The organism is Streptomyces sulphureus DSM 40104, assembly GCF_000381025.1.
Taxonomy (GTDB): domain Bacteria; phylum Actinomycetota; class Actinomycetes; order Streptomycetales; family Streptomycetaceae; genus Streptomyces; species Streptomyces sulphureus.
Genome location: NZ_KB905816.1, coordinates 496,816 through 517,556, shown reverse-complemented (window position 1 = coordinate 517,556; position 20,741 = coordinate 496,816). Strand labels below are relative to the sequence as shown.

At 70.9% G+C, this 20,741-nt stretch carries 29 protein-coding genes and 2 pseudogenes; 3 read left to right on the top strand and 28 right to left on the bottom strand.

What is annotated here, in order from left to right; genetic code table 11:
* The first annotated feature begins 53 nt into the window (after positions 1 to 53).
* The gene (locus F603_RS0114225) at positions 54 to 467 is read left to right on the top strand and encodes a hypothetical protein (RefSeq protein WP_019546678.1); all 414 of its coding nucleotides are present in this window, start codon (positions 54 to 56) and stop codon (positions 465 to 467) included.
* 74 nt (positions 468 to 541) lie between these two features.
* Positions 542 to 886 carry a hypothetical protein gene (locus tag F603_RS0114220; RefSeq protein ID WP_019546677.1) on the top strand — a complete coding sequence of 115 codons (345 nt, stop codon included), beginning with the start codon at positions 542 to 544 and terminating at the stop codon, positions 884 to 886.
* 445 nt (positions 887 to 1,331) lie between these two features.
* On the opposite strand, the gene F603_RS0114210 is transcribed toward F603_RS0114220, so the two are convergent.
* The 3 genes from F603_RS0114210 to F603_RS0114200 all read right to left on the bottom strand — a co-directional run bounded on the left by F603_RS0114210 (position 1,332) and on the right by F603_RS0114200 (position 2,242).
* Positions 1,332 to 1,532 carry a hypothetical protein gene (locus F603_RS0114210; protein ID WP_019546675.1) on the bottom strand — a complete coding sequence of 67 codons (201 nt, stop codon included), beginning with the start codon at positions 1,530 to 1,532 and terminating at the stop codon, positions 1,332 to 1,334.
* Positions 1,533 to 1,616: 84 nt separating this feature from the next.
* Positions 1,617 to 1,838 (bottom strand): hypothetical protein, encoded by a 222-nt coding sequence (locus tag F603_RS0114205; protein WP_019546674.1) that lies wholly within the window; start codon positions 1,836 to 1,838, stop codon positions 1,617 to 1,619.
* A gap of 50 nt (positions 1,839 to 1,888) precedes the next feature.
* Complete coding sequence (locus F603_RS0114200) at positions 1,889 to 2,242, bottom strand: SPDY domain-containing protein (protein ID WP_019546673.1); 354 nt, start codon at positions 2,240 to 2,242, stop codon at positions 1,889 to 1,891.
* A 203-nt stretch (positions 2,243 to 2,445) separates the two neighbouring features.
* Here F603_RS0114200 and F603_RS35095 point away from each other — a divergent pair, with 203 nt between their 5' ends.
* Positions 2,446 to 2,628, top strand: coding sequence for a hypothetical protein (locus F603_RS35095; RefSeq protein WP_158678641.1), 183 nt, complete (start codon positions 2,446 to 2,448; stop codon positions 2,626 to 2,628).
* Positions 2,629 to 2,874: 246 nt separating this feature from the next.
* Here the strand turns inward: F603_RS35095 and F603_RS36240 are convergent, their stop codons facing one another.
* From F603_RS36240 to F603_RS0114090, 25 genes and pseudogenes are all read right to left on the bottom strand, one after another.
* Positions 2,875 to 2,997, bottom strand: a complete 123-nt coding sequence (locus F603_RS36240) for a hypothetical protein (protein ID WP_019546672.1) — start codon at positions 2,995 to 2,997, stop codon at positions 2,875 to 2,877.
* 114 nt (positions 2,998 to 3,111) lie between these two features.
* The gene (locus F603_RS0114190; protein WP_019546671.1) at positions 3,112 to 3,879 is read right to left on the bottom strand and encodes a winged helix-turn-helix transcriptional regulator; all 768 of its coding nucleotides are present in this window, start codon (positions 3,877 to 3,879) and stop codon (positions 3,112 to 3,114) included.
* Between the two features lie 21 nt (positions 3,880 to 3,900).
* Positions 3,901 to 4,821: an SPDY domain-containing protein gene (locus F603_RS32155; protein ID WP_019546670.1), complete on the bottom strand. Its 921-nt coding sequence runs from the start codon at positions 4,819 to 4,821 to the stop codon at positions 3,901 to 3,903.
* A 28-nt stretch (positions 4,822 to 4,849) separates the two neighbouring features.
* Positions 4,850 to 5,302: a hypothetical protein gene (locus tag F603_RS0114180; protein WP_019546669.1), complete on the bottom strand. Its 453-nt coding sequence runs from the start codon at positions 5,300 to 5,302 to the stop codon at positions 4,850 to 4,852.
* Entirely contained in the window at positions 5,299 to 6,072 is a 774-nt protein-coding gene (locus F603_RS0114175) for a hypothetical protein (protein WP_019546668.1), read from the bottom strand. Before F603_RS0114175 ends, F603_RS0114180 begins: the two co-directional genes overlap by 4 nt.
* Positions 6,069 to 6,662 (bottom strand): DUF4913 domain-containing protein, encoded by a 594-nt coding sequence (locus F603_RS0114170; RefSeq protein WP_026328410.1) that lies wholly within the window; start codon positions 6,660 to 6,662, stop codon positions 6,069 to 6,071. Before F603_RS0114170 ends, F603_RS0114175 begins: the two co-directional genes overlap by 4 nt.
* 94 nt (positions 6,663 to 6,756) lie before the next feature.
* A complete protein-coding gene (locus F603_RS35580; RefSeq protein WP_245600771.1) occupies positions 6,757 to 6,927 on the bottom strand; it encodes a hypothetical protein in 171 nt (56 codons plus the stop codon).
* A gap of 196 nt (positions 6,928 to 7,123) precedes the next feature.
* On the bottom strand, positions 7,124 to 7,402 hold the full coding sequence (locus F603_RS35575) for a hypothetical protein (protein ID WP_019546665.1): 279 nt from the start codon (positions 7,400 to 7,402) through the stop codon (positions 7,124 to 7,126).
* Positions 7,389 to 7,604: a hypothetical protein gene (locus F603_RS36545; protein ID WP_425426978.1), complete on the bottom strand. Its 216-nt coding sequence runs from the start codon at positions 7,602 to 7,604 to the stop codon at positions 7,389 to 7,391. The genes F603_RS35575 and F603_RS36545 overlap by 14 nt, the downstream gene beginning before the upstream one ends.
* Positions 7,605 to 7,725: 121 nt before the next feature.
* Positions 7,726 to 7,956, bottom strand: a pseudogene (locus tag F603_RS36540) (hypothetical protein); the annotation flags it as partial.
* A 32-nt stretch (positions 7,957 to 7,988) separates the two neighbouring features.
* Entirely contained in the window at positions 7,989 to 8,519 is a 531-nt protein-coding gene (locus F603_RS0114155; protein ID WP_019546664.1) for a hypothetical protein, read from the bottom strand.
* 250 nt (positions 8,520 to 8,769) lie between these two features.
* Positions 8,770 to 9,459 carry a DnaB-like helicase N-terminal domain-containing protein gene (locus tag F603_RS36400; RefSeq protein WP_342665925.1) on the bottom strand — a complete coding sequence of 230 codons (690 nt, stop codon included), beginning with the start codon at positions 9,457 to 9,459 and terminating at the stop codon, positions 8,770 to 8,772.
* A 218-nt stretch (positions 9,460 to 9,677) separates the two neighbouring features.
* Positions 9,678 to 9,902, bottom strand: a pseudogene (locus tag F603_RS36395) (DnaB-like helicase N-terminal domain-containing protein); the annotation flags it as partial.
* A gap of 38 nt (positions 9,903 to 9,940) precedes the next feature.
* Positions 9,941 to 10,165, bottom strand: coding sequence for a hypothetical protein (locus F603_RS0114145; protein WP_019546662.1), 225 nt, complete (start codon positions 10,163 to 10,165; stop codon positions 9,941 to 9,943).
* Between the two features lie 87 nt (positions 10,166 to 10,252).
* Positions 10,253 to 12,049, bottom strand: coding sequence for a type IV secretory system conjugative DNA transfer family protein (locus F603_RS0114140; protein WP_019546661.1), 1,797 nt, complete (start codon positions 12,047 to 12,049; stop codon positions 10,253 to 10,255).
* Positions 12,050 to 12,132: 83 nt separating this feature from the next.
* Positions 12,133 to 12,615 carry a hypothetical protein gene (locus tag F603_RS32140; RefSeq protein WP_019546660.1) on the bottom strand — a complete coding sequence of 161 codons (483 nt, stop codon included), beginning with the start codon at positions 12,613 to 12,615 and terminating at the stop codon, positions 12,133 to 12,135.
* 15 nt (positions 12,616 to 12,630) lie between these two features.
* Entirely contained in the window at positions 12,631 to 13,128 is a 498-nt protein-coding gene (locus F603_RS0114130) for a hypothetical protein (protein WP_019546659.1), read from the bottom strand.
* Entirely contained in the window at positions 13,119 to 13,886 is a 768-nt protein-coding gene (locus F603_RS33490; RefSeq protein WP_051096218.1) for a hypothetical protein, read from the bottom strand. Before F603_RS33490 ends, F603_RS0114130 begins: the two co-directional genes overlap by 10 nt.
* Positions 13,887 to 13,970: 84 nt before the next feature.
* Positions 13,971 to 14,690, bottom strand: a complete 720-nt coding sequence (locus F603_RS0114120) for a hypothetical protein (protein ID WP_245600770.1) — start codon at positions 14,688 to 14,690, stop codon at positions 13,971 to 13,973.
* A gap of 24 nt (positions 14,691 to 14,714) precedes the next feature.
* Positions 14,715 to 16,217, bottom strand: a complete 1,503-nt coding sequence (locus tag F603_RS0114115) for an ATP-binding protein (protein ID WP_019546657.1) — start codon at positions 16,215 to 16,217, stop codon at positions 14,715 to 14,717.
* Between the two features lie 22 nt (positions 16,218 to 16,239).
* Entirely contained in the window at positions 16,240 to 16,695 is a 456-nt protein-coding gene (locus F603_RS0114110; protein ID WP_019546656.1) for a DUF6238 family protein, read from the bottom strand.
* Between the two features lie 52 nt (positions 16,696 to 16,747).
* Entirely contained in the window at positions 16,748 to 18,220 is a 1,473-nt protein-coding gene (locus F603_RS0114105; RefSeq protein ID WP_019546655.1) for an SCO6880 family protein, read from the bottom strand.
* Positions 18,221 to 18,312: 92 nt separating this feature from the next.
* Entirely contained in the window at positions 18,313 to 19,713 is a 1,401-nt protein-coding gene (locus tag F603_RS0114100; RefSeq protein ID WP_026328409.1) for an SCO6881 family protein, read from the bottom strand.
* A gap of 30 nt (positions 19,714 to 19,743) precedes the next feature.
* Positions 19,744 to 20,427 carry a hypothetical protein gene (locus tag F603_RS0114095; RefSeq protein WP_019546653.1) on the bottom strand — a complete coding sequence of 228 codons (684 nt, stop codon included), beginning with the start codon at positions 20,425 to 20,427 and terminating at the stop codon, positions 19,744 to 19,746.
* Positions 20,427 to 20,735, bottom strand: coding sequence for a DUF6112 family protein (locus F603_RS0114090; RefSeq protein WP_019546652.1), 309 nt, complete (start codon positions 20,733 to 20,735; stop codon positions 20,427 to 20,429). The genes F603_RS0114095 and F603_RS0114090 overlap by 1 nt, the downstream gene beginning before the upstream one ends.
* Positions 20,736 to 20,741: the final 6 nt, after the last annotated feature.

Here is a 20,741-nt window from a genome sequence, read left to right as displayed (position 1 = left end):
ACGAGGCCGACATCGCCTGTTAGGGCTGGTCAGAGGAACACGAGGAGCTGCGCATGCCCACCGAAGAACTCCAGCACTCCAGAACCACCGCCCCGGAGACGACGGCCGGCGACGACCCGCTGCTGCGACTGCAGGAAGCGAGCGAACCGGACGACTCCATCCGATTCCGAACCACCACGCACGCGGACCCGATCACCATCACCGGCATCACCGTGATGTGCGCGAAGTGCAGCGCGTGCCGCGACTGGCTGGTCATCTGCGACCGCCGCAACCAGATCTTCCTCCGCTGCCGATGCGCCCACGAATGGCACGAACCCGAGCTGAGTCGGGCCGACTTCGAGGCCATGGTGGGCGAAGGCGGCCAAAAGTACCCGAGCCTCGACGCAGTCGTACGCGACGCCGGATACGACGGCACACTGGCCGGCACCTATCTCCCCGACGACCTCGACGCTGGCACGTGCGGGTAACGCTGGGGGCGGGGTACAGATCTGCCCGTCTAGACCGCTGGCATAGGCGCAGAAGCGTGTCATACGTTGCAGGTATGGAGGACGTAGGCAAGCAGGGCACCTACAACAGCACTGAGCACCGGGCGAGTTACCGGTCTCGGAATACCAACTACATCGGCGGCGGCGCGACCGTGACGTCAGCCATCCAGATCGCCGGAAACTACCACGGCGGCCTGGACCTGCGCGATCTCCCGGGCACTGCGACGGACCAGACCGCGCACTCCGAGGCTCGGCGGACCGACCAGGACGACGAGACGCGGCAGCAGGCGGTGGATCTGCTGTGGCACTTGGCCCGCGTCGATCCCGACAAGCGCATTGAGGCGATTGCCATCATCGAGGCGTTGGAGGCCACTGCCGCCTCCGCGCAAGACGAGGGCTGACCCGGCAGGGTCAGCCCTCGTCGTAAACGGCGTCAGCGTGAGTCGAGTAGCGCATTGGTGAGGCGGAGCGCGTCTTTCGCCAGGGACATGGCCGCATGAAGGCCGAGGACTTCATGCAGAGTGGGGTGCACGACGCGGGCCCAGTCGCCATAGAGCGAAGGCCACAGGGCCAGCGTCAACTCGCTGTTGGCAAGGCCGAGACGGGCCTCCACGTCCGTCGTGCCATCGCTCCTGGGATGCCAGCTCAGCAACGCATAGCCGTCGGGTGCACCGGCTCCGTGTCGCAGCTAGCACACCGGGACCGGCGCGGTCGCGTCGGCGTGTGCGTGCTTCACGAGGACGCCCCGCGTCCATGCGGGCATGGGGCGCGGGGCGATATCGGCCAGGAATGGGCAGTGCTTCACCCCGGGGCCTGGCTCTGGCGCACGAGGAGGTCGAGCGGCGGTCACGCGCGCTCCGGGGTATCGAAGTCGGTGCGCCAGAAGCGTTGTTCGCGGCGGCGGGCGAGACGCCGCCTGCGCTTTTGTGCGGCCGAGCGCGTACGGGTGCCGTTCTCGCCGGTGTAGAAGTAGCAGGTGCAGCCTTGGCCTGCCCGGACGCAGGGGCGTGCGTGGCCGGGGACGGTTTTGCCGAGCATGGCGCTCACGGGCCCGCCATGTCCATTGAGGGGTTGCCGATGCTCCGAGGGCCCGTGATGCGACGAGCCGCGTCACGGGCCCTCGGGGATGGTTCAGGACCAGTCCAGCTCGGTGCGGACGGCCGGAGGGAGGTAGCCCTCCTGGCCGTTCTCCGTGATGTAGACCACGGTGGCGGGCCCGTCGGGCACGGTGAGGACCTGGCTGATGCGGTGGGCGAAGGGCCAGTCGGGGTTGATGGCGAGGAAGACCGGCTGGTCGTGGTCGAGGGTCTGCAACTGGTGGATCAGTTGCCCGACCGTGAGCGTGCGGGACACGAGACCTCCGTGGTGTGGGCTGTAGCAGCGGGCTGGCCGTGCCGTGAGCGTCAGATGCAGTCGCAGTACCGGTCGGGGTAGGCGATGAGTGCGGCGAGGAATCCGGCGACTGCGTGTGCGGGGACGTCGTGGTCGAAGGTGGTGCTCCATGCGCGGCGGCCGTCGGGGCCGTGGACGCTGATGTGCCACAGTTCGCCGAAGGCGGCCTCCGGGCTCTCGGGCAGGAACCTGACGAACACCCGCCGGTCGGGGCTGGCGCAGTAGACGTTGGCCTGGGGGTCGTCGACCGTGTCCCAGCCGCAGTTGTACAGCAGCCGCAGGACGGGGTCCGCGCAGGTGCATTCGAGGAGCCACTCGCGCTCGGCGGAGTCGGGGCGAGCCGGTGTAAGAGCGTTGGACGTCACGAGGAATCCCTTCGTTGACCTGGGGGTTTTCGAGCCGTCCGTACGTTGACTTGGAGTCGGGCCGTCATTCCAGTCCGTGGGCCGGGTTGGTGTCTGCCGCAGGCGAACTCGGACCAGTGCAGTGCGGAGGGACTCCTTGTTCGGGAATGAATTGGTCGCCCCCGCGGGCTGACCGGGGGCGACCTGCAGAAGGAGGAAGGTGAGTGGATGCGGACGAGCAGCGTCGATTCGGCGAGAGCATCGATGATGCCGAGGCGGCGTCGGTGGCACGGGCCCGGGCGGCGCGGGGCGGACGGATCGAGGTGACGGTCGAGGAACTGGCCGAGGCCCTCAGCCGACCCCGACCGCCAGAACCGTCCGCGGGTGACGCCCCCGGAGAGGGATGACCTGTCCGGGAGGCGTGCGAGCGTCACCTTCGACGGCGCGGGCGGAGGCGGCGGCCTCGTCGGCTGCGGGAGCCCGCGTCGCGCTCGGCGGGGGCCGTGAGTCCCCTGCGGTGGCGCGCGTACGGCGGCGGGCGGCCGAGGCCCGAGGGATATGGCCGGGCGCGGGTGAGAGCATGGCCTGTCGGTGACGGTCGCCTCAGGGCGCAGAGTTTCGGTTTTTGGTGCGGGGGACCGGTTCAAGAATGCTCAGCCGATCGACGACGCCAGGCACGAGGCGGGTCCGGGGTGGGAGGCGCCGTACCAGTCGTGGCACAAGGAGAGGTCGACGGCGGCGTCCCGCTGCCCCGGGTAGCGGGGTGTGACGAGCACGTCGTCGCCGGCGGTGGTGCGGTGCGGCCTCAGGCATCGGGTGGGGCACGGGTGCCCGCGCCCGGCCGCGACGGGCGCCGTACCGTGCAGGTCTTCTGTGGCTGTGCATGCGGGTCACCGGGTGCGGGCCGGGTGGGAGAGCGCGGTGACGTGGGCCGGCACGCGCGGCGGCGGCTGGTCCGGGTGCGAGAACAGCCTGGTCGCCCTCGGTGCGGCGGGAGAGTGCTGGCGGGCCGCGTGTGCCCGACTCGCCACTGCCGAGTGCTCGTTGGCTGCGGTCTGGCTGCGGCGTCCGAAGTCGTGCAGTTCGGTGTACACCGGCGTGAGCTGCCGTGCGGCGGGGGTGAGGGTGTAGGCGGAGCGTTGGTCGGAGCCAAGGCGCGTGACGAGGCCGTCTTCGAGAAGCTGCTGGGTGCGGTAGTGGAAGGATCCGGTCGCCAGCCCGGTGGCCTCGCGCAGTGCGCCCGGCCGCAGAGGGCCGTGCTCTTCCAGTGCGGTGAGCACGTCGAGGGTGCCCTTGCCGCGCAGCCGAGCCAGCGCGTCCTCGACCCGGTCGGGCCGCCTCCGGGTGGTGGCGCCCACCTCGAAGTGCCGGGCGTGCCAGGAGGCGAGCGCGCGGTGCACGCCATGCGCGTCCTGGCCCAGAGCCGAGGCCGCGTAGCAGCCGCGTTCGGGCTTGGTGAGCAGGTCGCTGGAGCGCATGCGCTGCAGGACTTGGTGCAGGGTGCCGGTGTTGAGCCACGGCATGGCGGTGCTGAGTTGTGGGGAGCGCAGTGGTCCGCTTTCGCGAAGGGTCTCCAGCGTCCAGGAGGTCCACAACGGCGCGAGCACGTCGACGACATGGTGCATCCGGTACTCGGGGGCGGGACTGGGCGTGTGCATGATGGTTCTCCGAAATGAGTTTCAGCGCCGCGGGCGGGCCGCCGCGCGCGTGGCGGCGGTGTCGGCGCGGGCCGAGGAAGCGGGTGTCGCGCTCGGCCGGGGCGGGATTTGCGTCGTGCGGATACGAGCGGCCTCGGCGCGCCTGGCGCCGGGCTGGCTGTGTGCGGCGCGTTGGAGGGCGGCGGCGACGGCTGCGTGCTTGGCGTCCAGCGGGGTGGGAGTGCCGGTGCGTGGCTGGGGACGGGCGTTGACCGGTTCGAGGCGGATGAGGTGCTCGACGTCTCGGTGGATCATGTGCCGCTCGCGCACGAGGGGGGTGGGGTCGTTGAGCGCGGCGGCGGTGGCGGCGATGAGGTGACTGGGGGTGTCGGAGCTGAAGGTCGCCTCGGCGCGGGTGAGGTATCCCTTTGGCCCGGCCCACAGCACCACGCTTTCGTCCTCGCGGCCGTAGCTGCGGGTGTCGATCCAGGCCCCGGCCTGCTGATCGGGTGCCCGCAGTTCGACCGTGCCGGGCTCGGAGGCCCGCTGCCTCTCCCACCCCGCGTCGAGCAGCGGCGTGACGCTGTCGGCCCAGTCGATCGACGGCTGGGCGAGGAAGTGCTCCCCGTCGGGTTCCCAGTCCCGTGCCAGCGCGCTGGTGAAACTGGCGGTGATTTCCGGTGGGAAGTTCTGGTTGAAGCGCGCCGTCCAGCGGACGGGGCCGACGGCGTCTTCGGCTGCGGTGACCTTGACGGGGTCGTAGTCGTCGCCGAACCAACCGAGGGTGAGGCGGCCGTCCGGGCTGGTGATCAGCAGTTGGCAGATGGTGTCGTCGGCGGGATCGTGGCGGGGCCAGTGGTCGACTGGTGCGAAAGCGGGATCTCCGAAGCCGCCGGAGCCGGCGAGGTAGCGCGGGGTGACTTGGTACTCGCGCCAGCGCTCGTCCTCTGGCTGATCAGACATGAAAAGCGTTCCGTTTCGAAGAAGTTGGTCAGCGAACGCGCCGCGGACGCTGCTGGGGCGCGGATGAATCCGGCGCCGGGGCGGCAGGTTCGGCACGGCTGACGGGGGCGTGGGTGGAGCGGGCACGGGCGGCCTGTGCCCGGCGGGCATGCGGGTCGTCGCAGGTGTGCTGGTGTTCGCGTTGCAGGCGTCGAGCGGCGGCGTGGTCTTGCCGTTCGCCGACGGACAGCAGGTAGATCTCCCGCGTGTGCTGGGAGGGAGCGGGGGCGTCGCGGTACTGGATCACCATCCGCCACCGGGTCTGGGGGTCGACGTAGACCTTGTGGCAGCCCGTCAGTTCCCGTTGGAGCGCGGCGCCGCGTTCGTTGCCGTGTACCAGGTGCTGGAGTTCGAGCAGCGCCAGGCCGCGGATCTTCTCCGGCACATCCCGTAGGTCGGCGAGAGCTTCCGGGTGGGCGGCAAAGGCGTAGCGGGCACTCACGAACGCCTCCTGGAGCGGGTATGAACCGTGCCGTGCGTAGCTGCGGCCCCGGGCAGGGTGGGCTGCGGGCTGGCCTTGGCGCCGCTGGCGGTTCGGGAGAGGGCGGCGGCGGCACGCCGGTCGTATGTGCCGGCTGGCGCCGGGGCCAGGGGCAGCGGCGTGTCCCGGTGCTGCAGCCACGCGGTCGCCTCCTCAGCGCTGGCGAACGCGCCCTCGCGCACGGTGTAGCTGGCCAAGGACGGCGCGGTCTCTTCCAGGAAGAGCCGGTAGGGCCGCTCAGCCGAGGCGGGGTCGGCGTCGTGGAAGAGCGTGCTGACCTCGACTCCGTCCCGATCGTTGCTCGGGTTGCGCGTGGAGTGGTCCAAGAGCGTGTACCGGCCCTGTGGAACAGTGCGCAGGACGTCCTCCAGCCGGGAGGTGAGCGCGTCAGCCGGGCGCGGGCCCGTCTGCTCCAGCACGATCGATTCGGGCGGACAGCCGCGCGCGATGAGCCAGTTCTGCGTGATCGGCACCGTGGGTTGCCGGGCCTGCTCTAAGGTGAACGTGCCCTCGACGAGATCGCGTTGAATGCGCATGCCGACGTACTCGGCCGTGCCGGGGTCGGCCCAGATGGCGGCGCGGTCGTAGAGCAGCAGGAAGGTGGTGCCCTCGGTGTGGTGTGCGGCCAGCTCGGTGTACATGTCGTCGGAGAGCGTCGCGGCGGAGAAGTCGTCCTCGACGAGGTCGGAGACGGGCGCGAAGCCATCGAGGCGGTAGTCCGGTCCCGTCATGTCGCCGCCTCGTACGCGGCCGGGTCGGGGGCGGCCAGCAGTCGGTGGTTCGGGCGGGAGGGGCTGGTGGTGCACGCGCTGAACGGGCCGTCCGGCGCCCGCAGTTGCATCAGCGTGGGGTCGAGGTGGTCGCGGTGCCACAGGGAAGGCCCGGCGAGGCCGGCCTCGGCGTCGGTGAACTGCTGCCAGGCCAGCCACAGCGCGTGCAGCCGGGCAACGGCCTCGGGGTGCTCGGTCCACTGCGGACACCACGGGCGGGTGGAGGTGATCTCGCGTCCGTAGACCGGCAGCAACAGGTCCTCCACCCACGTCTTCAGTGCCGCCAGTTCCTCGGCATACGCCTGGCCGGCCATCGCCAGGATGAACACGGAAGACGCCTCGGCCGAGCCGCCCTCGCTGCTCGCAGCGGTTTCCCGGCCGGACTCTTCCTCGTCGCCGCCGGGCGGGGAGGGCTGCGCGTCGGTGAGACGGGCGAGGGTCTCGCCCTGCTTGCGGGTCTCGGCGATCAGGCCGCTGACCGTGGCGACGAGGTCATCCAGGTTGTGATCCGGTACACGTACCGGCTCGTGCTCGTCGGTGGACTCCGACATCGACATCCCCTTCGTCGCTTGGGTGTTGGGGCGTCGAGGATCCGGAGAAGGAACGGTTTGGCCCGGCCGGGGAGCCGGGTGTAGAAGAGGCGGCTCATCCCATCAGTCGATGGAGGCAGGCACTCGCGGACGGTGCGAGGAACCGCACCGCATGGAGGGCCTGGCGCGGCACGACTCCGTTTCCCAGCGCGGTGAGTTGGGCGGGGCGTCCCAGTCCGGGAACGGCGGTCACCCAGCCGTCGTCGAGGCCCTGCATCCACTCCACGAAGCATGGCGAGAGACGGCCCGCGTCGTCGGTCGGCGGCGGTGCCGGGCGGGTGAGCTTCTCCCATCGGGCGATGGCGTCGCTGTACCGTCCCCACTCCTGGGCGTCTTCTTCATCAGTGCCGAGGTGTCGAAGAGGGCGGGGGCCGAATGCGCCGGAAGACGGGCCGCGGTGGCTCGGCAGCTCGGTTTCGCTGCTACCGAGGGGAGCGACAGGTCGCCGTTGCCGTGGCGTGGGGCGAGCCCTTGATCTCGTTGGACGCCAGGGTCGGCAGCAGCCACTCGACCTCGTCCGCGAGGTTCGGACCGTGCCCGCCCTGCTTCCGTTTCGAGGGATGCTGGCTGCCGCCGTTGGAAGCGAGGTTGCTGGTCGGCGTCTTCAGCAGCGGCGTCGCTTCGCCAGGCGGCCAGGAAGAGTCGTTCTCGTCGGTGCGGGGCGCCGACGTCGCTGGCGCGTAGCACTCACCAGCGCGCATCACGCTGGAGGTCGGCCAGGGAACCGAGTACGGCACCGAGTGCCCGCACAGCAGGCCGGCCTGTGCCGTCTCCCAGACACCACGGGCACGGTTCCAGGTCGCCTGCGGAGGCGGCGGGTGAGGTGAGGAGTCCTCGAACGTTTTCGATCACCACCAGGCAGGGGTCGAGGGCTTTGATGGCGGCCACGATGTGGTGCCACAGCCCGGAGTGGTTGCCTTCCAGCAGTCCGGCGCGGCGTCCGGCGATCGAGACGTCTTTGACAGGGGAAACCGGCGGTCAGGACGCACACTCTCGGCACGTCGGACCAGTTGGTGTTGGTGATGTCGCCGAGGTTGGGCACGCCGGGCCAGTGGTGGGCGAGAATCCGGGAGGTGTCCGGGTCGGTTTCGGCGTGCCAGGCGAGGGTGCCGCCCACGGCGGCCTGGACGCCCAGGTCCAGGCCGCCGTAGCCGGAGCACAAGCTCCCGATCAGCGGGCCGTGTTGTCCGCCCGCAATCCGGTCATCGTCCACGCTGCGGTCCGGGAGTGTGCGAAGACTGTGGCGAGGGGGCATCCGCGGGCGTTTTCCTCTCGGCTGGCGTCTGATCATGTGCGTGATCGATGTGTGCGGACCTGGCGTGGGCCGCTCGGGAGAGGGACGATGCCTCCTCGTCCTCCAGGAGAGCGGCGCCGTTCGCCATGGACGCGCGCGGGGGACAGGCCGTCGCGGGTGTCGGCGATGTGCTGCTGGGCGAGCGTGAACGCGGTGCGGCGACCGTCGCGCAGGGCCGCGTGTTCGCGGGTGCGGGAATGGTCGTGCAGGAAGCCGAGCTGACGGTAGGCGGCTCCGTAGTGACCGCCGGCTTCGCTGAGGTGTCCGGCTGCCCTGGCCCAGGCGCCGACGACGGCGTTCAGGCCGGGGTCGGTGTGGTCGTCTGCGGAGCGGACGCGTACTTCATGCGACAAGTCTTGCACGAGGGATGCGAGGTCGGCCAGATGAGCGGAGGCGTTGGTCAGGCCGGGGAGGTCGTCCGGGCTGTAGGGGAGGCTGAACTCGTCGCGCTTTCGGCTCAGTTCCTCGGCGCGGCGCAGCATGTGCTGCCGTTCCGTCTCGGCCTGGTGGTCGTGGTCGTGCATCGAGCAGCTCCTGCGGGTGTGTTGAAGGCGGGGAAGAGGCGGCAGTGGTCTCGGCTGGAGCGCGTCTGTCTGAAGAGGCGACGGAGGGCATGGCGTGCGCTATGAGCCCTGCGTGCGGGTGGAGGCAGGTGTGGCAGCCGGCTGCTTTGTGGGAGAGCCGGGCACGGTGATGCCCGCGCGAAGTCGCTCGGTCCTTCCGCCATGAGTGCAAGAGCAGCGTGCTCGGATTCGGTGCGCTCGGGTGCGTCTGTCAGGGGGAACTCCTTCGGGAACGTCGGGCAGATGGGGCGGGGGAGGACGCCGCGGCGCTGGGAGGCGCCTTGTTCTCGGCGCGGGGCGCGGTGCTGCGAGCCCGTGCTGCGGCGGCACGGGCCGGAGGCGGCAGGTCCGGCGGTTGCGTTGTCGCTGCCTCCGGTTCGGGGCCGGCATCGGCTGCGGCCCGGCGACGGCTCACTTCGTCGAGCGGGACGAGGGCGTGGCGGGCGTGGCTGATGAGCTGGCCGGGTGCGAGGAAGTTGTCGTCGGCCAGGGCGTGGACCTGTTGTGCGGAGGTGGCGGCAGTGCGCAGGAGGAAGGAGTCCAGGACCTGCTCGCCGAAGTAGTCGGCCGAGCCCGCGACGGGAACGTGGCAGATGCGGCGCACGCGTTCGGCATCGAGGGAGCCGTCGGCGAGGGCGCCTCGGCGCTGGCATTCCCAGAGCACCGTCAGCTCGTCCACGGGCTCGCCCCGGTGCCGCAGTGCCCCGAGGGCCCGGTAGATCTGCCGGTGGCCGGGGTCGGCGAAGTCGCCTGGGTGGAGCCAGGCGGCCATCTGCGAGAGCTGCTCGGGGTGGGCGGTGAGCGCGCCGAGGAGGAACTCCTCGTCGGCCAGCACCCGTTCGGCGCCCTGCCCCGCCGGGGCGGTGGCTGTCGGTTCGGGGACGGCGGTGTTCGGCTCCACGGGCCGGGGTTCAAAGCCCCAGCGTCGGCCGAGGTTGTCGAGCACGTCGTGCAGGACGTGGGCGCGGTACAGGGTCTCTTCCGCGGCGTCGGTGCGAGCGGCCTGGTGCAGGCGGGTGGCGTGCTGGGTGACGCTGCGGTGGATGGGCGCCCTCCAGCCACCATTCGCCCGTAGACCGGTGCGTGCGCGGGGCGCGGGCAGGCGGAGGCCAGCGAGTGGGCGTAGGCGGTGGTGACGCCACGCGTACGGGTACTCGCCTCCTCGCGGATGTCGTTGAGCCAGTCCAGGGGGATCGGCGCGTCGGGCGCGAGCTTCGTCGCGGGGTGGCCGCCCTCGCGGAGGGTGAGCATCGCGCCGTAGAGCGCGGAGTGCGCGGGCCGGTAGAAGTGCTCGGGGCGCAGCCAACCGGCCAGGCGCCCGAGCTGGTGCGGCTCCAGCAGCACTCCGCCCAGGACGGCCTGCTCGGCCTGCAGCAGCGGCGTCACTCCAGCCCCTGGTCGGGCTCGTCGATGCCGGGGCGGGCGACGGCCCGGTTCGCGGCACCCAAGTCGGCTGCCAAGGAGTCGAGTTCACGGTCGAGCGCGGGCTCGTCGGCGGGGATGGCGCCGCTGGGGGCGACCAGCCACCAGCGTCCGTCCCGGCACACAGCGGGGGTGTCGGCCAGCCGCTCGGAGGAACGGATGGTGTCCCAGGAGGGTTCGGTCATCGGGCACCTCGACGGGAGGAGAGATCGGGCGTACGGACGGTGTGGCGAAGCCCGTTCGTCTCGTCGGTGTGCTGCGGGATACGACGGTCATGCGGCCGGTCCGTACTGGTCTCGGCCGGGCAGGTCCTTGGCCAGGGCACGTTGGGTGATGGCGGCGGTGGCCTGCGTCGAGGCGGCGCCGAGGCGGTCGGCGTCCGACTCGCGGTACCAGGGCTTGAGATCCAGCAGCGCCGGGCGGACCCCGGTCGCCAACAACAGCGCACTGCCCTTGGGCAGAGCCCGGATCTCGTCCGGCGGGAGCACGCGCTCCTGCCGCATCGACACCGACGAAGACTTTCCCGACTCGCTGGAAGAGACCGAAAGGGTTTGCACGTCGTGATCGCCCGCTAGCCGGGAGAGCTTGTCGGCGAAGTCCGCGTCATCGATCCCGGAGCCGATCAGCTTGATCGTCGCCGCACTCCACAGGGCGTCCATCCCGGTCTCGCCCCACACGCGTTGCCCCTGCCGGTAGGACTGCAGGATCGTGATCGGGATGACCCCGCGAGAGCCGAGGTGGGAGTAGAGGTCGGGCAGGTCCTGGATCTTGCACACGTTCGCCGCCTCGTCCAAGACACTCAGGAGAGGCGGGTCGAGGCGTCCGCCGTCGCGTTCGGCCTGGATGACGGCCGCGCGCATCACCGCGTCGGCAGCCGCCGCGATGATCGCCGACGCGCTGCCGCCGCCGTCCTTGGAGAGCAGATAGAGCGTGTCGCGGCTGGAGGAGAACTCCTCCGGCTTGAACTCGCTCAGTTTCGAGGTGTCTTGGGGTGGGGTGACCCAGGCGGCGATGCGCGGATCGAGCAGGCAGCTCGCGTACTGGCGCGCGTTCTCGAAGATGCCGTCCCGCGTCTCTACGGCTCCGGCGACGGTGCCCTGGAGCTGGGCGGCGACGGCGTGCATGCCGGCATCGGTGAGGAGATCGATCGGTGTCCGGTCTGCGGGGGCGGCAAGCCAGGCGGTCACCTCCGTCACCGGCCGCCCGCCCCGCGCCGCTGCAAGGAACAAAGCCGTCAACGTGTTGGCGGCGGCGGTGGACCAGAAGTCCCCGGCGCTGGACTCATCGATGGAGGCGGTGACGAAGTGCCCGGCGAGCCGTCGTGCGCCGGGCAGGTCGTGGGCGCCGGCGAGGATGTCCCACCACATCGCCTGCTCGGCGTGCGCGATCTGCTGTGGGTCCAGCGTCCACACGGTGCCCACCTTGGCGCGCTCGTCGAGCGTCGTGGTGAAGGCATCGTTGGCCGCCTTGTTGGACGTCAGCAGCACCGCGCCGGGTGCGCGGAGGATCGCGGGGATCGCGAGGCCGGAGGTCTTGCCGGAGCGGGGCGCCATGATGGCCAGGAGGACGTCCTCCCAAGAGGAGCGGACCTCCGCCGATCCGGGCTTCAGCGAGCCGAGCAACACCCCGCGGTCGTCGGGAGCGATGTCCGCCGGCTTGGTGTCCTTGAAGCTGGGGCGCAGACCGGTGGCCTTGGCGGCCGCCTGCTTCGGCAGCAGGTCACCCAGATCGCGGTGATCGGCGAGACCCTGCTTGTTGGTGCGGAAGCGCAGCCACAGCTTCGCACCGAGCACGGCGGCCGTGAGCACGAGCACGGCGGGGATGGCGTAGCAGCCGGTGAGCAGGGCGGGCCGGTCGAGATCGGGCCACAGGTCCTCGGGGTGGAAGAGGGCCTGGACCGGTTCGAGCGGGGCCCACGGGCCGGAACCGAAAGCCGAGTTGGCGAGGTTGCCGAACAGCCAGGCCAGCGAGCCGCCGCCGATGCCAAGGGCGGCGAGGCCGAGCAGGAGATAGAGCAGGACGTCCGTACCGGTGGTGGTCGAGGGCGTCCTGGTACGCGCATCAGACAAGACGAGATCCAGGAACGTGCGGGAGCGGCGAGGAAGGCGCGGAGGAACAGGAGGGCTCTGGAGGCGGTCACGGGCGCGGGCTCCTAGCGGTGCTGGCGGGGCTGCGGGGCGTGCTCGGGACGGACCTGCGCGGCGGGCGGCCCCGGTACGGCGGAGGTCGGGGTCGCGGGGCCGGGGCGTTGCGGGGCGGTGGCGTAGTAGCGGGCGACCTGGGCCTGCCAGCGCGCCTCCACCGGGGGTGGTCCGAGCGTCCTCATCTGGTCGCTGGCGCCGTGCAGCTCGTCGCTGAGTTCCAGAAGCGTGGAGAAGGCGTCCTCGAACCGGTAGGCCAGCTCGAATCCCTCGTCGGTCTCGGATGACTTGGCCTGTTCGGCGGCGGCCTCGAAGAACTGGCCGAGCCGTGCGAGTACTCCGTCGTGTTCGTTCAGCACGTGCTCGGTCTCCTCGGCGGCCTGGGCGTAGGTCTCGGTGCCGTTGAGCCGGTCGGTGAGATGGAGGATCTGGTGGCCGTAGGTGTGCTTGCCCTCCGGGTCGGTGGGCGTACGCGTTGGGGGGTTGAGTGGCACGAGGGCCTCCCTGGGTTAGAAGTGGGGGTTCTCGCTGGGGCGGTCGGCTTCGCTGGCGGCCTCCAGCAGTTCGGGCAGGTCCGCGGGTTCGGCCTCGCGGTTGTCGAGCCACCACCCGGCGCGGGTCAGCGGCCGTACAGCCTCCTCGATGGCCTGCCACTCGTCCTCGTCCATCTCGCCTTCGGCGACGAGGGCGGTGTAGGCGGCGGTCACGAGCTGGTGGCGGCAGCGTGATGCCCAGCCGACCGCGCGCTCGCTGCCATCCAGCGGCGGCATCCGATACTGCGCGGCCCACGACTCGGCCTCGGCGGCCTCCTCGGCGCGCTTGTTCGCCAGCCACTCGGCCTTCGACTCGGAGTCCTGGTCCTTGGAAGCGCGCCAGCACTTGGAGCAGTCACGGGAGGCGAGCCAGCGGGCGTAGCCGGCACGCCGGTCGGCGGGACGGTCGGACAGGTCGACATCGGTGGTGTGGCCGCAGGTGTGGTCGATGGACCAGATCTTGTTCACGGGCATGGAGCAGGCTCTTTACAGATCGGCGGGGTGTTCAGCGGGTGCGGCGGTTGCCAGGTGCCGGCTGAGCCGGAAAGTGACTGGGGGAGGGCCGACTGCGGGGTGGGCCCGGGGCGCTGGGGCGCGGAGGCTGTGGCGGCGCGGGAGCGGGAAGCGTGATGTTCGGGCAGCTCCTTGTGCCCTTCGCGGGGCGGTATGTCGGAGGGCGTGGGCGCGTTCTTGAACACGCCCCGGCTCATGTCCTCCAGCTCCCTCACGGCGCTGGTGAGGTGGTCATGGAGGGAGGTGACCAGGGGTTTGATGTTGCGCAGGCGCACGGCCATGTCCCGGCCTTTGGCGGAGTCGAGACGGTCGAAACAGTCGGTGGCGCAGTCGACGAGGTCGTCCAGCTCTTCGACCGAGTCGATCTTTTCGTTCATCCCCTGCCGGATGATGTCGGCCATCGAGGAGGCATTGCGCAGCTCACGGACCTCGTCGTCCGGCGGTCCGATGGGCTGCGGTGGACGCTGGCCGGGGCGGAGGTCGTAGGCGGCATCGGCATGGACGTTTTGACGCGCGGTCCGCAGCGACTGGACCGCGAGCTGGGTGCGGCGCACCGGATCGCGACCGGGCTCGGTCAGCGCGTAGAGACGGCTGTTGGGGAGAGGCTCGAAGCCGACCCTGCGCAGCAGGTAGTCGGTGACGTGGTGCTCGTGGGAGGGGGCGGCCACGACGCCGGCATTGGGGTGGTGGCCGATGGTGATGTGCGGAGCTTCCGCCACGAGAGCTGCACCTCGCAGGGTCGGGGACGTGCGGGTGGCGAGGGTCCGCCCGGGAGCGGGAGTTGGCGGTGCCGGAGATTTCCGCTAGCGCGGCTGGTGCGCCGCCCTCTCGGGACCGGACGATGCGGACGTCGAAGGACCGGGCGTGATTGGTGAAGCGGTGGGCGAGGCTGCGTTGGTGGAGCGGGCACGGGCGGCCTCGGCCTGAGCCGTCCGGCCGCGACCGGCGCCTGTACGCGCGCGGGTTGCCTGGTCGATCTCGACCAGGACGTCGGCGTTGTCGGCGAAGGCGATGGCGTGGTGCCACCCATCGGCGTTGCGCCTGATCTCCATCCTGCGCCGCAGCTCAGCGCCTTGGGGATCGGGGAAGATCATCTCGTCCGCGTACTGCCAGGCAGCGTGCTCCTCTCGTCCCCCTGCGATTGCTTGGTGCAGGGCCGTGAGCTGGGACCTGCGACGGCCGATGGTCTCGAAGTCCGGGTTCGCGTAGTCCTGGTGAAGAGCACGGAAGTCCTCCTCGGCGTGGGCAAGCAGCTCGGGTCCGTGGTCGAGGAAGGGCTCGAAGGCGGCCCAGGCTTCGGCGTCCCGCTGACGCTGGCGTGCGTCGTATCGCTCATCGAGTGGCTCGTGGTGGGCGTCGCACAGGCTGTCGGAGACGGTGTCCCAGTCCTCCAGGGCCTTGCGCCCGCGTTCGGCGGCCTCGGGGATCGCGGCGAGGAGGGACTCGCGGATGGTCGGGTCGAGCGGCATCGTGTGCTCCTTCGCAAGGTAGGGGCGGACGGCGCCGAATGCGGTGCTCGGCACCGCCCGCCGTGGTGTTCTGGCTGGTCAGCCGCTCATCCGGGCGTCGGTATCGAACAACTCGCACTCGCGGGGGTGGAGGAGGTGTTGGGTGATGAAGGAACGTCCTGCGACCTTCCACAGGCCGCGTCCCTTGGTGAGGGCGGAGACGGCTTGGGCTTGGACGCCGGTCAGTCCGAGCAGGGAGGAGGCGGTGGCGAGTTGGTCGGCTTCTTGGCGGTAGATGATGCGGGTGGAGCAGTCGGTGAGCAGGCCCTCGGCCAGGGCGCGGCCACGGGAGCCCGCGTCGCCGGCGGTGAGCAGGTCGGAGAGCCGGTGGATGACCATGAGGTTCGCGATGCCGAGCCCGCGGGAGAGTTTCCACTGGGACTGCATGCGCTCCAGCAGGGCGACGTGCCGCATCACGCGCCAGGCTTCGTCGTAGATCACCCACCGTCGCCCGGCGTCGGGGTCGGCGAGCGAGGACTCCATCCACGCGCTCGCGCACGTCATTGCGAGGACGAGTGCGGTGTCGTCGCCGGCGCCGCCCAGGCGGGAGAGGTCGATGGACAGCATCGGGGCGCTCGGGTTGAAGGCGACGGTCGATTCCGCGTCGAACATCCCGGCCAGGTCGCCGTGGACCATGCGTCGCAGGGCGTGGGCGAGGTCCTCGGCGGCGGCTCCGAGGCGGCCGGAGGGCTCGCCGAGGGCGGCGTCGAGTTGGTCGGGCGAGCCGAGGACGTGCGCGATCTGCCCAAGCAGCGGCGTGTTGCCGCTGGCCTCGGCGTGCGCGACGACTTCGTCGAGGGCGACGTCGAGTGCGGTGTGCTCCATCGGCTGCAGTTCCCTGCGCAGTACTGTCTTCGCCAGCGAGCCGAGGAGAAGTAGGCGCCGCTTGCGGACTTCGCTGCGCCAGTCCTCCTCGCTGACCCCGCTCGGCCGTGCGGGAGCGTCCAGGGGGTTGAGACGTCCGGGCAGGCCGGGGCCGAGCGCGATGGTCTGGCCGCCTAGTTCGCGGGCGACGACGGTCCACTCGCCCTTCGGGTCGCAGGGGACGTAGATGCGGTAGCCGAAGGCGACGGCGCGGAGGGCGAGGGACTTGGCCACGGCGGATTTGCCCATGCCGATGACCCCGGCGAGCAGGATGTTGGGGTTGGTGAATCCGTCGATGCGCCCGTAGAGCGAGAACGGATCGAAACAGAAAGCTGCTTCTGCGTGGACGTCGCGTCCGATGTAGATGCCCTGGGCACCGAGGCCGCCTTCGGCGAGGAAGGGGTAGGCGCCCGAGGCCGTCGCGGTGGTCATGCGGTGGGCGGGGAGTTTCAGGCTGCCGCCGCGGGCGGAGGCCGGTCCCGGGCGTCCGGCTGCCGGGTAGGTGGCCCGCAGCTCGGGGTCGAGCCCCGGAGAAGTGGCGCTGGTCTCGGAATGGTTGGCGTGTCGGGCTTGCTCGCGGGCGGTGGCGAGGTGGGCCCGTGCGGCGCGCGAGGAGCGCCGGTCGCTCTTGGCGGGGACGAACAGCGGGCTGGCGGTGGCGCGTGTGGAGGGGGACATGCGAGGTGGTGCTCCTGGAGGGTCAGTGGCGGGTGAGGACGGTGACGGGGCCGCGCAAGTCGGCTGGTGTGTGATCCCGGCGCACCCGCGCGGAGGTGGCCAGGTGGCGCTGGCACACGGTGAGTTCGGGCGCGCCCTCGGGAAGCCGGGCCCGGCACGCCTCTCGGCCGGGCAAGCGCCCGGTGTCCGGGCGGGGCGCCGTGTGGAAGGCGGTGTGGAGGTGGTCGGCGGCCTGCCACAGCCGGATCCGGCACGCACGCAGGTGGTCGCCTTCGACGCCGGCCACACGGGAGGTGCTGGTGGTGTGCGCGTCCAGGAGCCCGTAGAGAGCGATCACGTGTGCGTGTAGGGAGTCCAGTTCGGCGCGGGAGGCGGCGATCGGGGCGTCGGGGAGGTTGAGCGCGCGGTGGAAGTCGAGTGCGGCGGTGGCGAACGGAACGAAGTCCGAGGCCGGGTCGGGCATCGGGTCGGTCGGCATGGGGAAGGGCCTTCGGTCGAGCGCGGAACGAGGGGTTGGCCGGCGGGGCCGGTTATGCCGCGAGGGCGAGCGGCAGGGCGGCGCGGGTGAAGGCTTCGGCCTGCTGCCAGGTCAGCCGTCGCACGTCGGTCATGGTCGCCACGGCGGCGGTCTCGATCGCGGCGCAGGCGGAGTTGAGTTCGTCCTCGGACTCGGCGCTGACGGTGAGCAGTCCGGTGACGGCGACGTCTGCGTCTCCGGCGATGAGCTGGCGTTCGCGTTCCTTGACGTCGGCGTACTCGACGGCGTCTTCCTCGGAGTCGACCTGGCCCTTGCGCTGGCGTTCGGCGGCGTCCGCGAGCACGCTGGCCTTCTTGCGCTGCACGTCCTTGAGGGCGGAGTCCAGCCCCTTGGGGGTGTAGGTGATCGAGAGGGTGCGCCGGACCCCGGAGGTGAACAGGAGCTGGTGGAGGAAGCCCGGCGAGGTTTCGGTGCGGGGCCAGTTCTCGATCCAGTACGTCGCATGATGCGCGGTGTCGGTCTGGACGCGGTCGCCCTGCTCGGCCAGGACCACGGGTCCGGCGGCGGCGGGGTCGGCCTGCGGACGTCCGGTCTGGGACCACTGGTCGAGCGCGGGGGAGGAGGCGGGGTCGTAGGCGGTCCGGATGACCGCGGCGACCTCGCCTGCGGACAGCCAACCGCCGGGGGCGAGCCCGGAGTTGCGGGCGGACTGGTCGAAGGTGGAGGTGAGCTGTGCCAGCACGGCGAAGGCGCCGGTGAGCCCTCCCCCGCCCCGGTTGATCAGGCGGCGGGCGGCCTTCATGTCGAGAGCGAGCGCGACGTACGCCTCGTGCGGCGCGGCAGCAGGCCCAGCCGCCTCCAGCAGGTCTTGGTACACCTGCCCGGCCAGCGGGGTGTCCGTGTTCCCGTGCTCGTGCCAGTACCGGTTGAGCGCGTCCCCGGAGTCGGGAACGGTGCGCTCCAGCACCTGGACGCGGGCGACGTGTCCGGTGCGGGCGAGCGCGGCCAGCGTGCGACCCCAGCCGGTCATGTTGGCGGCCTGGGCGGCCGGATCGAGTAGCGCGAACGCGCGGGCCGAGACACGCACCACGGCCGTGAGCGTTCCGACGTGCGGATCGTGGACGGCGCCGAAGTGGCCGCTCGGCGCGGTGGTGACGCGGAGCGAGGCGGCGGTCCCGGGCAGGTGCAGCAGGCCCTCCCGGCGGGGCCGGGTGGCGGGCCGCGCCAGCCACACCAACTGGCCCTTCGCACGGCGCAGTACGTAGCGGAAGGCGATGGGTGCCCAGTCGGCCAGCGACCGTCCCCGGTGCCGTACGAAGACGCCCGCCAGCAGCACGGCCCACAGCGGGATGAGCTTCAGTGCGCCGAGGACGCCGGAGGTGAGCAGGACCGAGAGAAGCAGCAGGCCAGTGGTCGCGACACCGAGCAACTGCGGTAGGGAGAGCCCCATCAGCACGCCCCGGCGGGTGCGGTGGGGGAACTTCACGGTGGCCGGACCGTCGGATGAAGAGGTCTCGGAGAGCATGGCGGAGTCGTCCTTGAAAGCAGAGGAAAAGAAAGAGGGAACAGGGCGGGCGGCAGGGAGGCGCCTGGGGCCCGCCCCCGTCAGGTGACGCTCTAGGAGCCGGAATCTTTCGGCGAGCTGGGGTAGACCCACCGCTGCGGCGTGGCACCGCCCTGCGGAGGCGGCCCGCCCGATGACGGCCCCCCACCCGCTGAACGCGGCTCGTGCATCGTCCCCGTCGGCCCGCCCGAGGCACTCGGCGTGGTGGACCCGGAGGCGACCTGTGCTCCCTGCGTGCCACCGCCGGTACCCGCACCGGATCCCTGCCCCGGTCGACGGACGAGCGGCTGGCCCCGGTCGCCGCCGGTCGGGGGGCGGCGGATGAGCGCCCGGCCCTTGTCGCCGGAGGCGGAAGAGTTCTCGCCGAAGCGGAAGTGGGTCTGCTTCGCCTCGCCCTGGCCGCCGCCGGATCCGCCGCTCGGGTCGATGCCCAAGGCGACGCCGCCGGCACCCTGGCCCGGGACCTTCGACGGTCCCTGCGGTGCCATGCCGCCGGCCTTGGCCTGCATCGCGAGCTGCCCTGTCGTCTTCGCCGCCCCGGCCGCCGTACCGACTCCGGCGACGCCGGTGCGGTGCAGATCGTCGTGTCCGCCGCCGTCGGCCGCCCAGTGCACGAACTTGTAGGTCGCGTACGGGCACAGCAGGACGAGGACCATCACGACGAGCCCCGCCATCGCGTCGGAGAGCGCAGCCATCCCGCCGTCGGAGTCGGACTTGCCCATCGCGGAGACACCGAGCAGGAAGACGATCGTCATCAACAACTTGGAGACGATCAGGGTGGCAGTGGCCTCGATCCAGCCGCGCCGCCAGCGCTTGGCGACCTCCCAGCCACCGCCCGCGCCTGCAAAGACGGCGAGGGTGACGAGGACGAGGATGCCGACCTTGCGGGCGACCATCACGGCCCAGTACAAGAACGCGCCGATTGCGCAGCCGAGCGCGACGATCGCGGGCACGCCCCAGCCCAGGCCGTACATCGCCCCGATTTGGTTGACCTTGATGACGCGGCGGATCGCGTCCTCGATCGAGGAGCCCGCCGCCTGGAACAGGCCGGCGCTCAGTACGTCGACAACGGTGAGCGCAACGGTGGTGCAGGCGATGGCGGCGAAGGCGAACAGGACGCCGATCGCGGTGCCGAACACCGCCTGGGCGACGGCGCGTTCGTCTCGGCGCCAGGCAGCACGAGTCAACTGCAGGCAGAACGTGCCGACGGTCAGCACGAGGCCGATCGGAAGGACGAGCTCGTAGTTGTCGCGGAACCAGGCGGCGTTCAGATCGACGGAGGTGGTCTTGTCCACGCCCTTCGAGGCCAAGTTGGCCGCGGACTGGGCAACTTCACCCATCGACTTGGCGATCCAGGCACCGATGCCGTCCGTGATCGCCTCGCCGGTTTTTCCGGCGACGCCGCCCACGGCGCCGCAGACGGAGTTCATCAACGGAAGGTCACACGCCCCCATCGGGCACCTCCTTCACCGTCGTGGTGCGTTTCATGGGGCGACCTCCGGCAGTACGCCGGACAGGGCGCAGGCGCGGTCGGGCCAGCACTGGACGGCGAGCGTCGTCGAGCGGGGCTCAGCACCCGAGCCGCCGTCCTTCCAGGCGAGGGACTGCTTGCCGGTCACAGTCACCGCGTAGACGTACGCCTGCGTGAGGCCGCCGGGGTCCTGGGAGAGGGCGGTCTTGAACGACTCCGGCAGATGGCCTTCGGCGACCTTCGCCGTGGTGTGCTGGTGGTTGTCGTGCATCCGCGACCACAACGTCTTGCTGGGCACTTCGTCGGTCACGGAGTTCCAGTCCCGGTACTTGACCTCGCCGGTCATCCACGCCTTGAGCCCGTCGAGATGCTCGGCCCGGGAAAAGCGCCGGGTGTCGTAGGTCCACAGCGCCTTGGTCGCGGCCTTCGCGAAGGCGACTGGGCTGCTGGTGCGATGCGGTGGGTCGACGGCCTCGTCCGTACCCGGAGGCGGCGTCGGAGCATGGGGCGAAGCGGAGGTCTTCGGCCGGGCATCTGACGGTGGTTGGGGAGCTTCGGGCCGGGTGAGGTAGGCCGTGAGACCTGCACCGGCCAGCAGCACCGTCAGGACGATGCCGATCAGCAGCGAGCGCCGCAGCACCGACGACGAGGAATCGGCGGACGCGTCCAAGGTGGTGTGGAATCGCTTCTTGCGCATCAGTGGACCTGCGTTCCCAGCGCGGAGAAGAAGGCGACGACGCCGTTGGCCGCGCCGAGCAGCAGGGCGACGCCGGCGGCGATGGTGGTGCCCTTCTTGCCGTTCTGCTCGGCCTGGTGACCACCGCTGTGGTGGCCCCAGGCCCAGATCACGGCCGAGAGCGCCAGGGCGCCGACGGTGGCGATGATGCCGAAGAGGTTGATCGAGCTGATCACCTTCTTCAACACGTCGAGGCCGGGCAGTCCGCCCGACTTCGGCTGCACGCCTGGGTCGTAGGCCAGTTGCTGGAGATGCTGCGCGAGTTTCAAGGGAAC

Coding starts and splice junctions, on each gene's coding strand:
- F603_RS0114225 (WP_019546678.1), top strand. CDS start 54: ATGCCCACCGAAGAACTCCAGCACTCCAGAACCACCGCCCCGGAGACG.
- F603_RS0114220 (WP_019546677.1), top strand. CDS start 542: ATGGAGGACGTAGGCAAGCAGGGCACCTACAACAGCACTGAGCACCGG.
- F603_RS0114190 (WP_019546671.1), bottom strand. CDS start 3,879: ATGCACACGCCCAGTCCCGCCCCCGAGTACCGGATGCACCATGTCGTC.
- F603_RS32155 (WP_019546670.1), bottom strand. CDS start 4,821: ATGTCTGATCAGCCAGAGGACGAGCGCTGGCGCGAGTACCAAGTCACC.
- F603_RS0114175 (WP_019546668.1), bottom strand. CDS start 6,072: ATGACGGGACCGGACTACCGCCTCGATGGCTTCGCGCCCGTCTCCGAC.
- F603_RS0114170 (WP_026328410.1), bottom strand. CDS start 6,662: ATGTCGGAGTCCACCGACGAGCACGAGCCGGTACGTGTACCGGATCAC.
- F603_RS35575 (WP_019546665.1), bottom strand. CDS start 7,402: ATGCGCGCTGGTGAGTGCTACGCGCCAGCGACGTCGGCGCCCCGCACC.
- F603_RS0114155 (WP_019546664.1), bottom strand. CDS start 8,519: ATGCACGACCACGACCACCAGGCCGAGACGGAACGGCAGCACATGCTG.
- F603_RS0114145 (WP_019546662.1), bottom strand. CDS start 10,165: ATGACCGAACCCTCCTGGGACACCATCCGTTCCTCCGAGCGGCTGGCC.
- F603_RS0114130 (WP_019546659.1), bottom strand. CDS start 13,128: ATGCCCGTGAACAAGATCTGGTCCATCGACCACACCTGCGGCCACACC.
- F603_RS0114115 (WP_019546657.1), bottom strand. CDS start 16,217: ATGTCCCCCTCCACACGCGCCACCGCCAGCCCGCTGTTCGTCCCCGCC.
- F603_RS0114110 (WP_019546656.1), bottom strand. CDS start 16,695: ATGCCGACCGACCCGATGCCCGACCCGGCCTCGGACTTCGTTCCGTTC.
- F603_RS0114105 (WP_019546655.1), bottom strand. CDS start 18,220: ATGCTCTCCGAGACCTCTTCATCCGACGGTCCGGCCACCGTGAAGTTC.
- F603_RS0114100 (WP_026328409.1), bottom strand. CDS start 19,713: ATGGGGGCGTGTGACCTTCCGTTGATGAACTCCGTCTGCGGCGCCGTG.
- F603_RS0114095 (WP_019546653.1), bottom strand. CDS start 20,427: ATGCGCAAGAAGCGATTCCACACCACCTTGGACGCGTCCGCCGATTCC.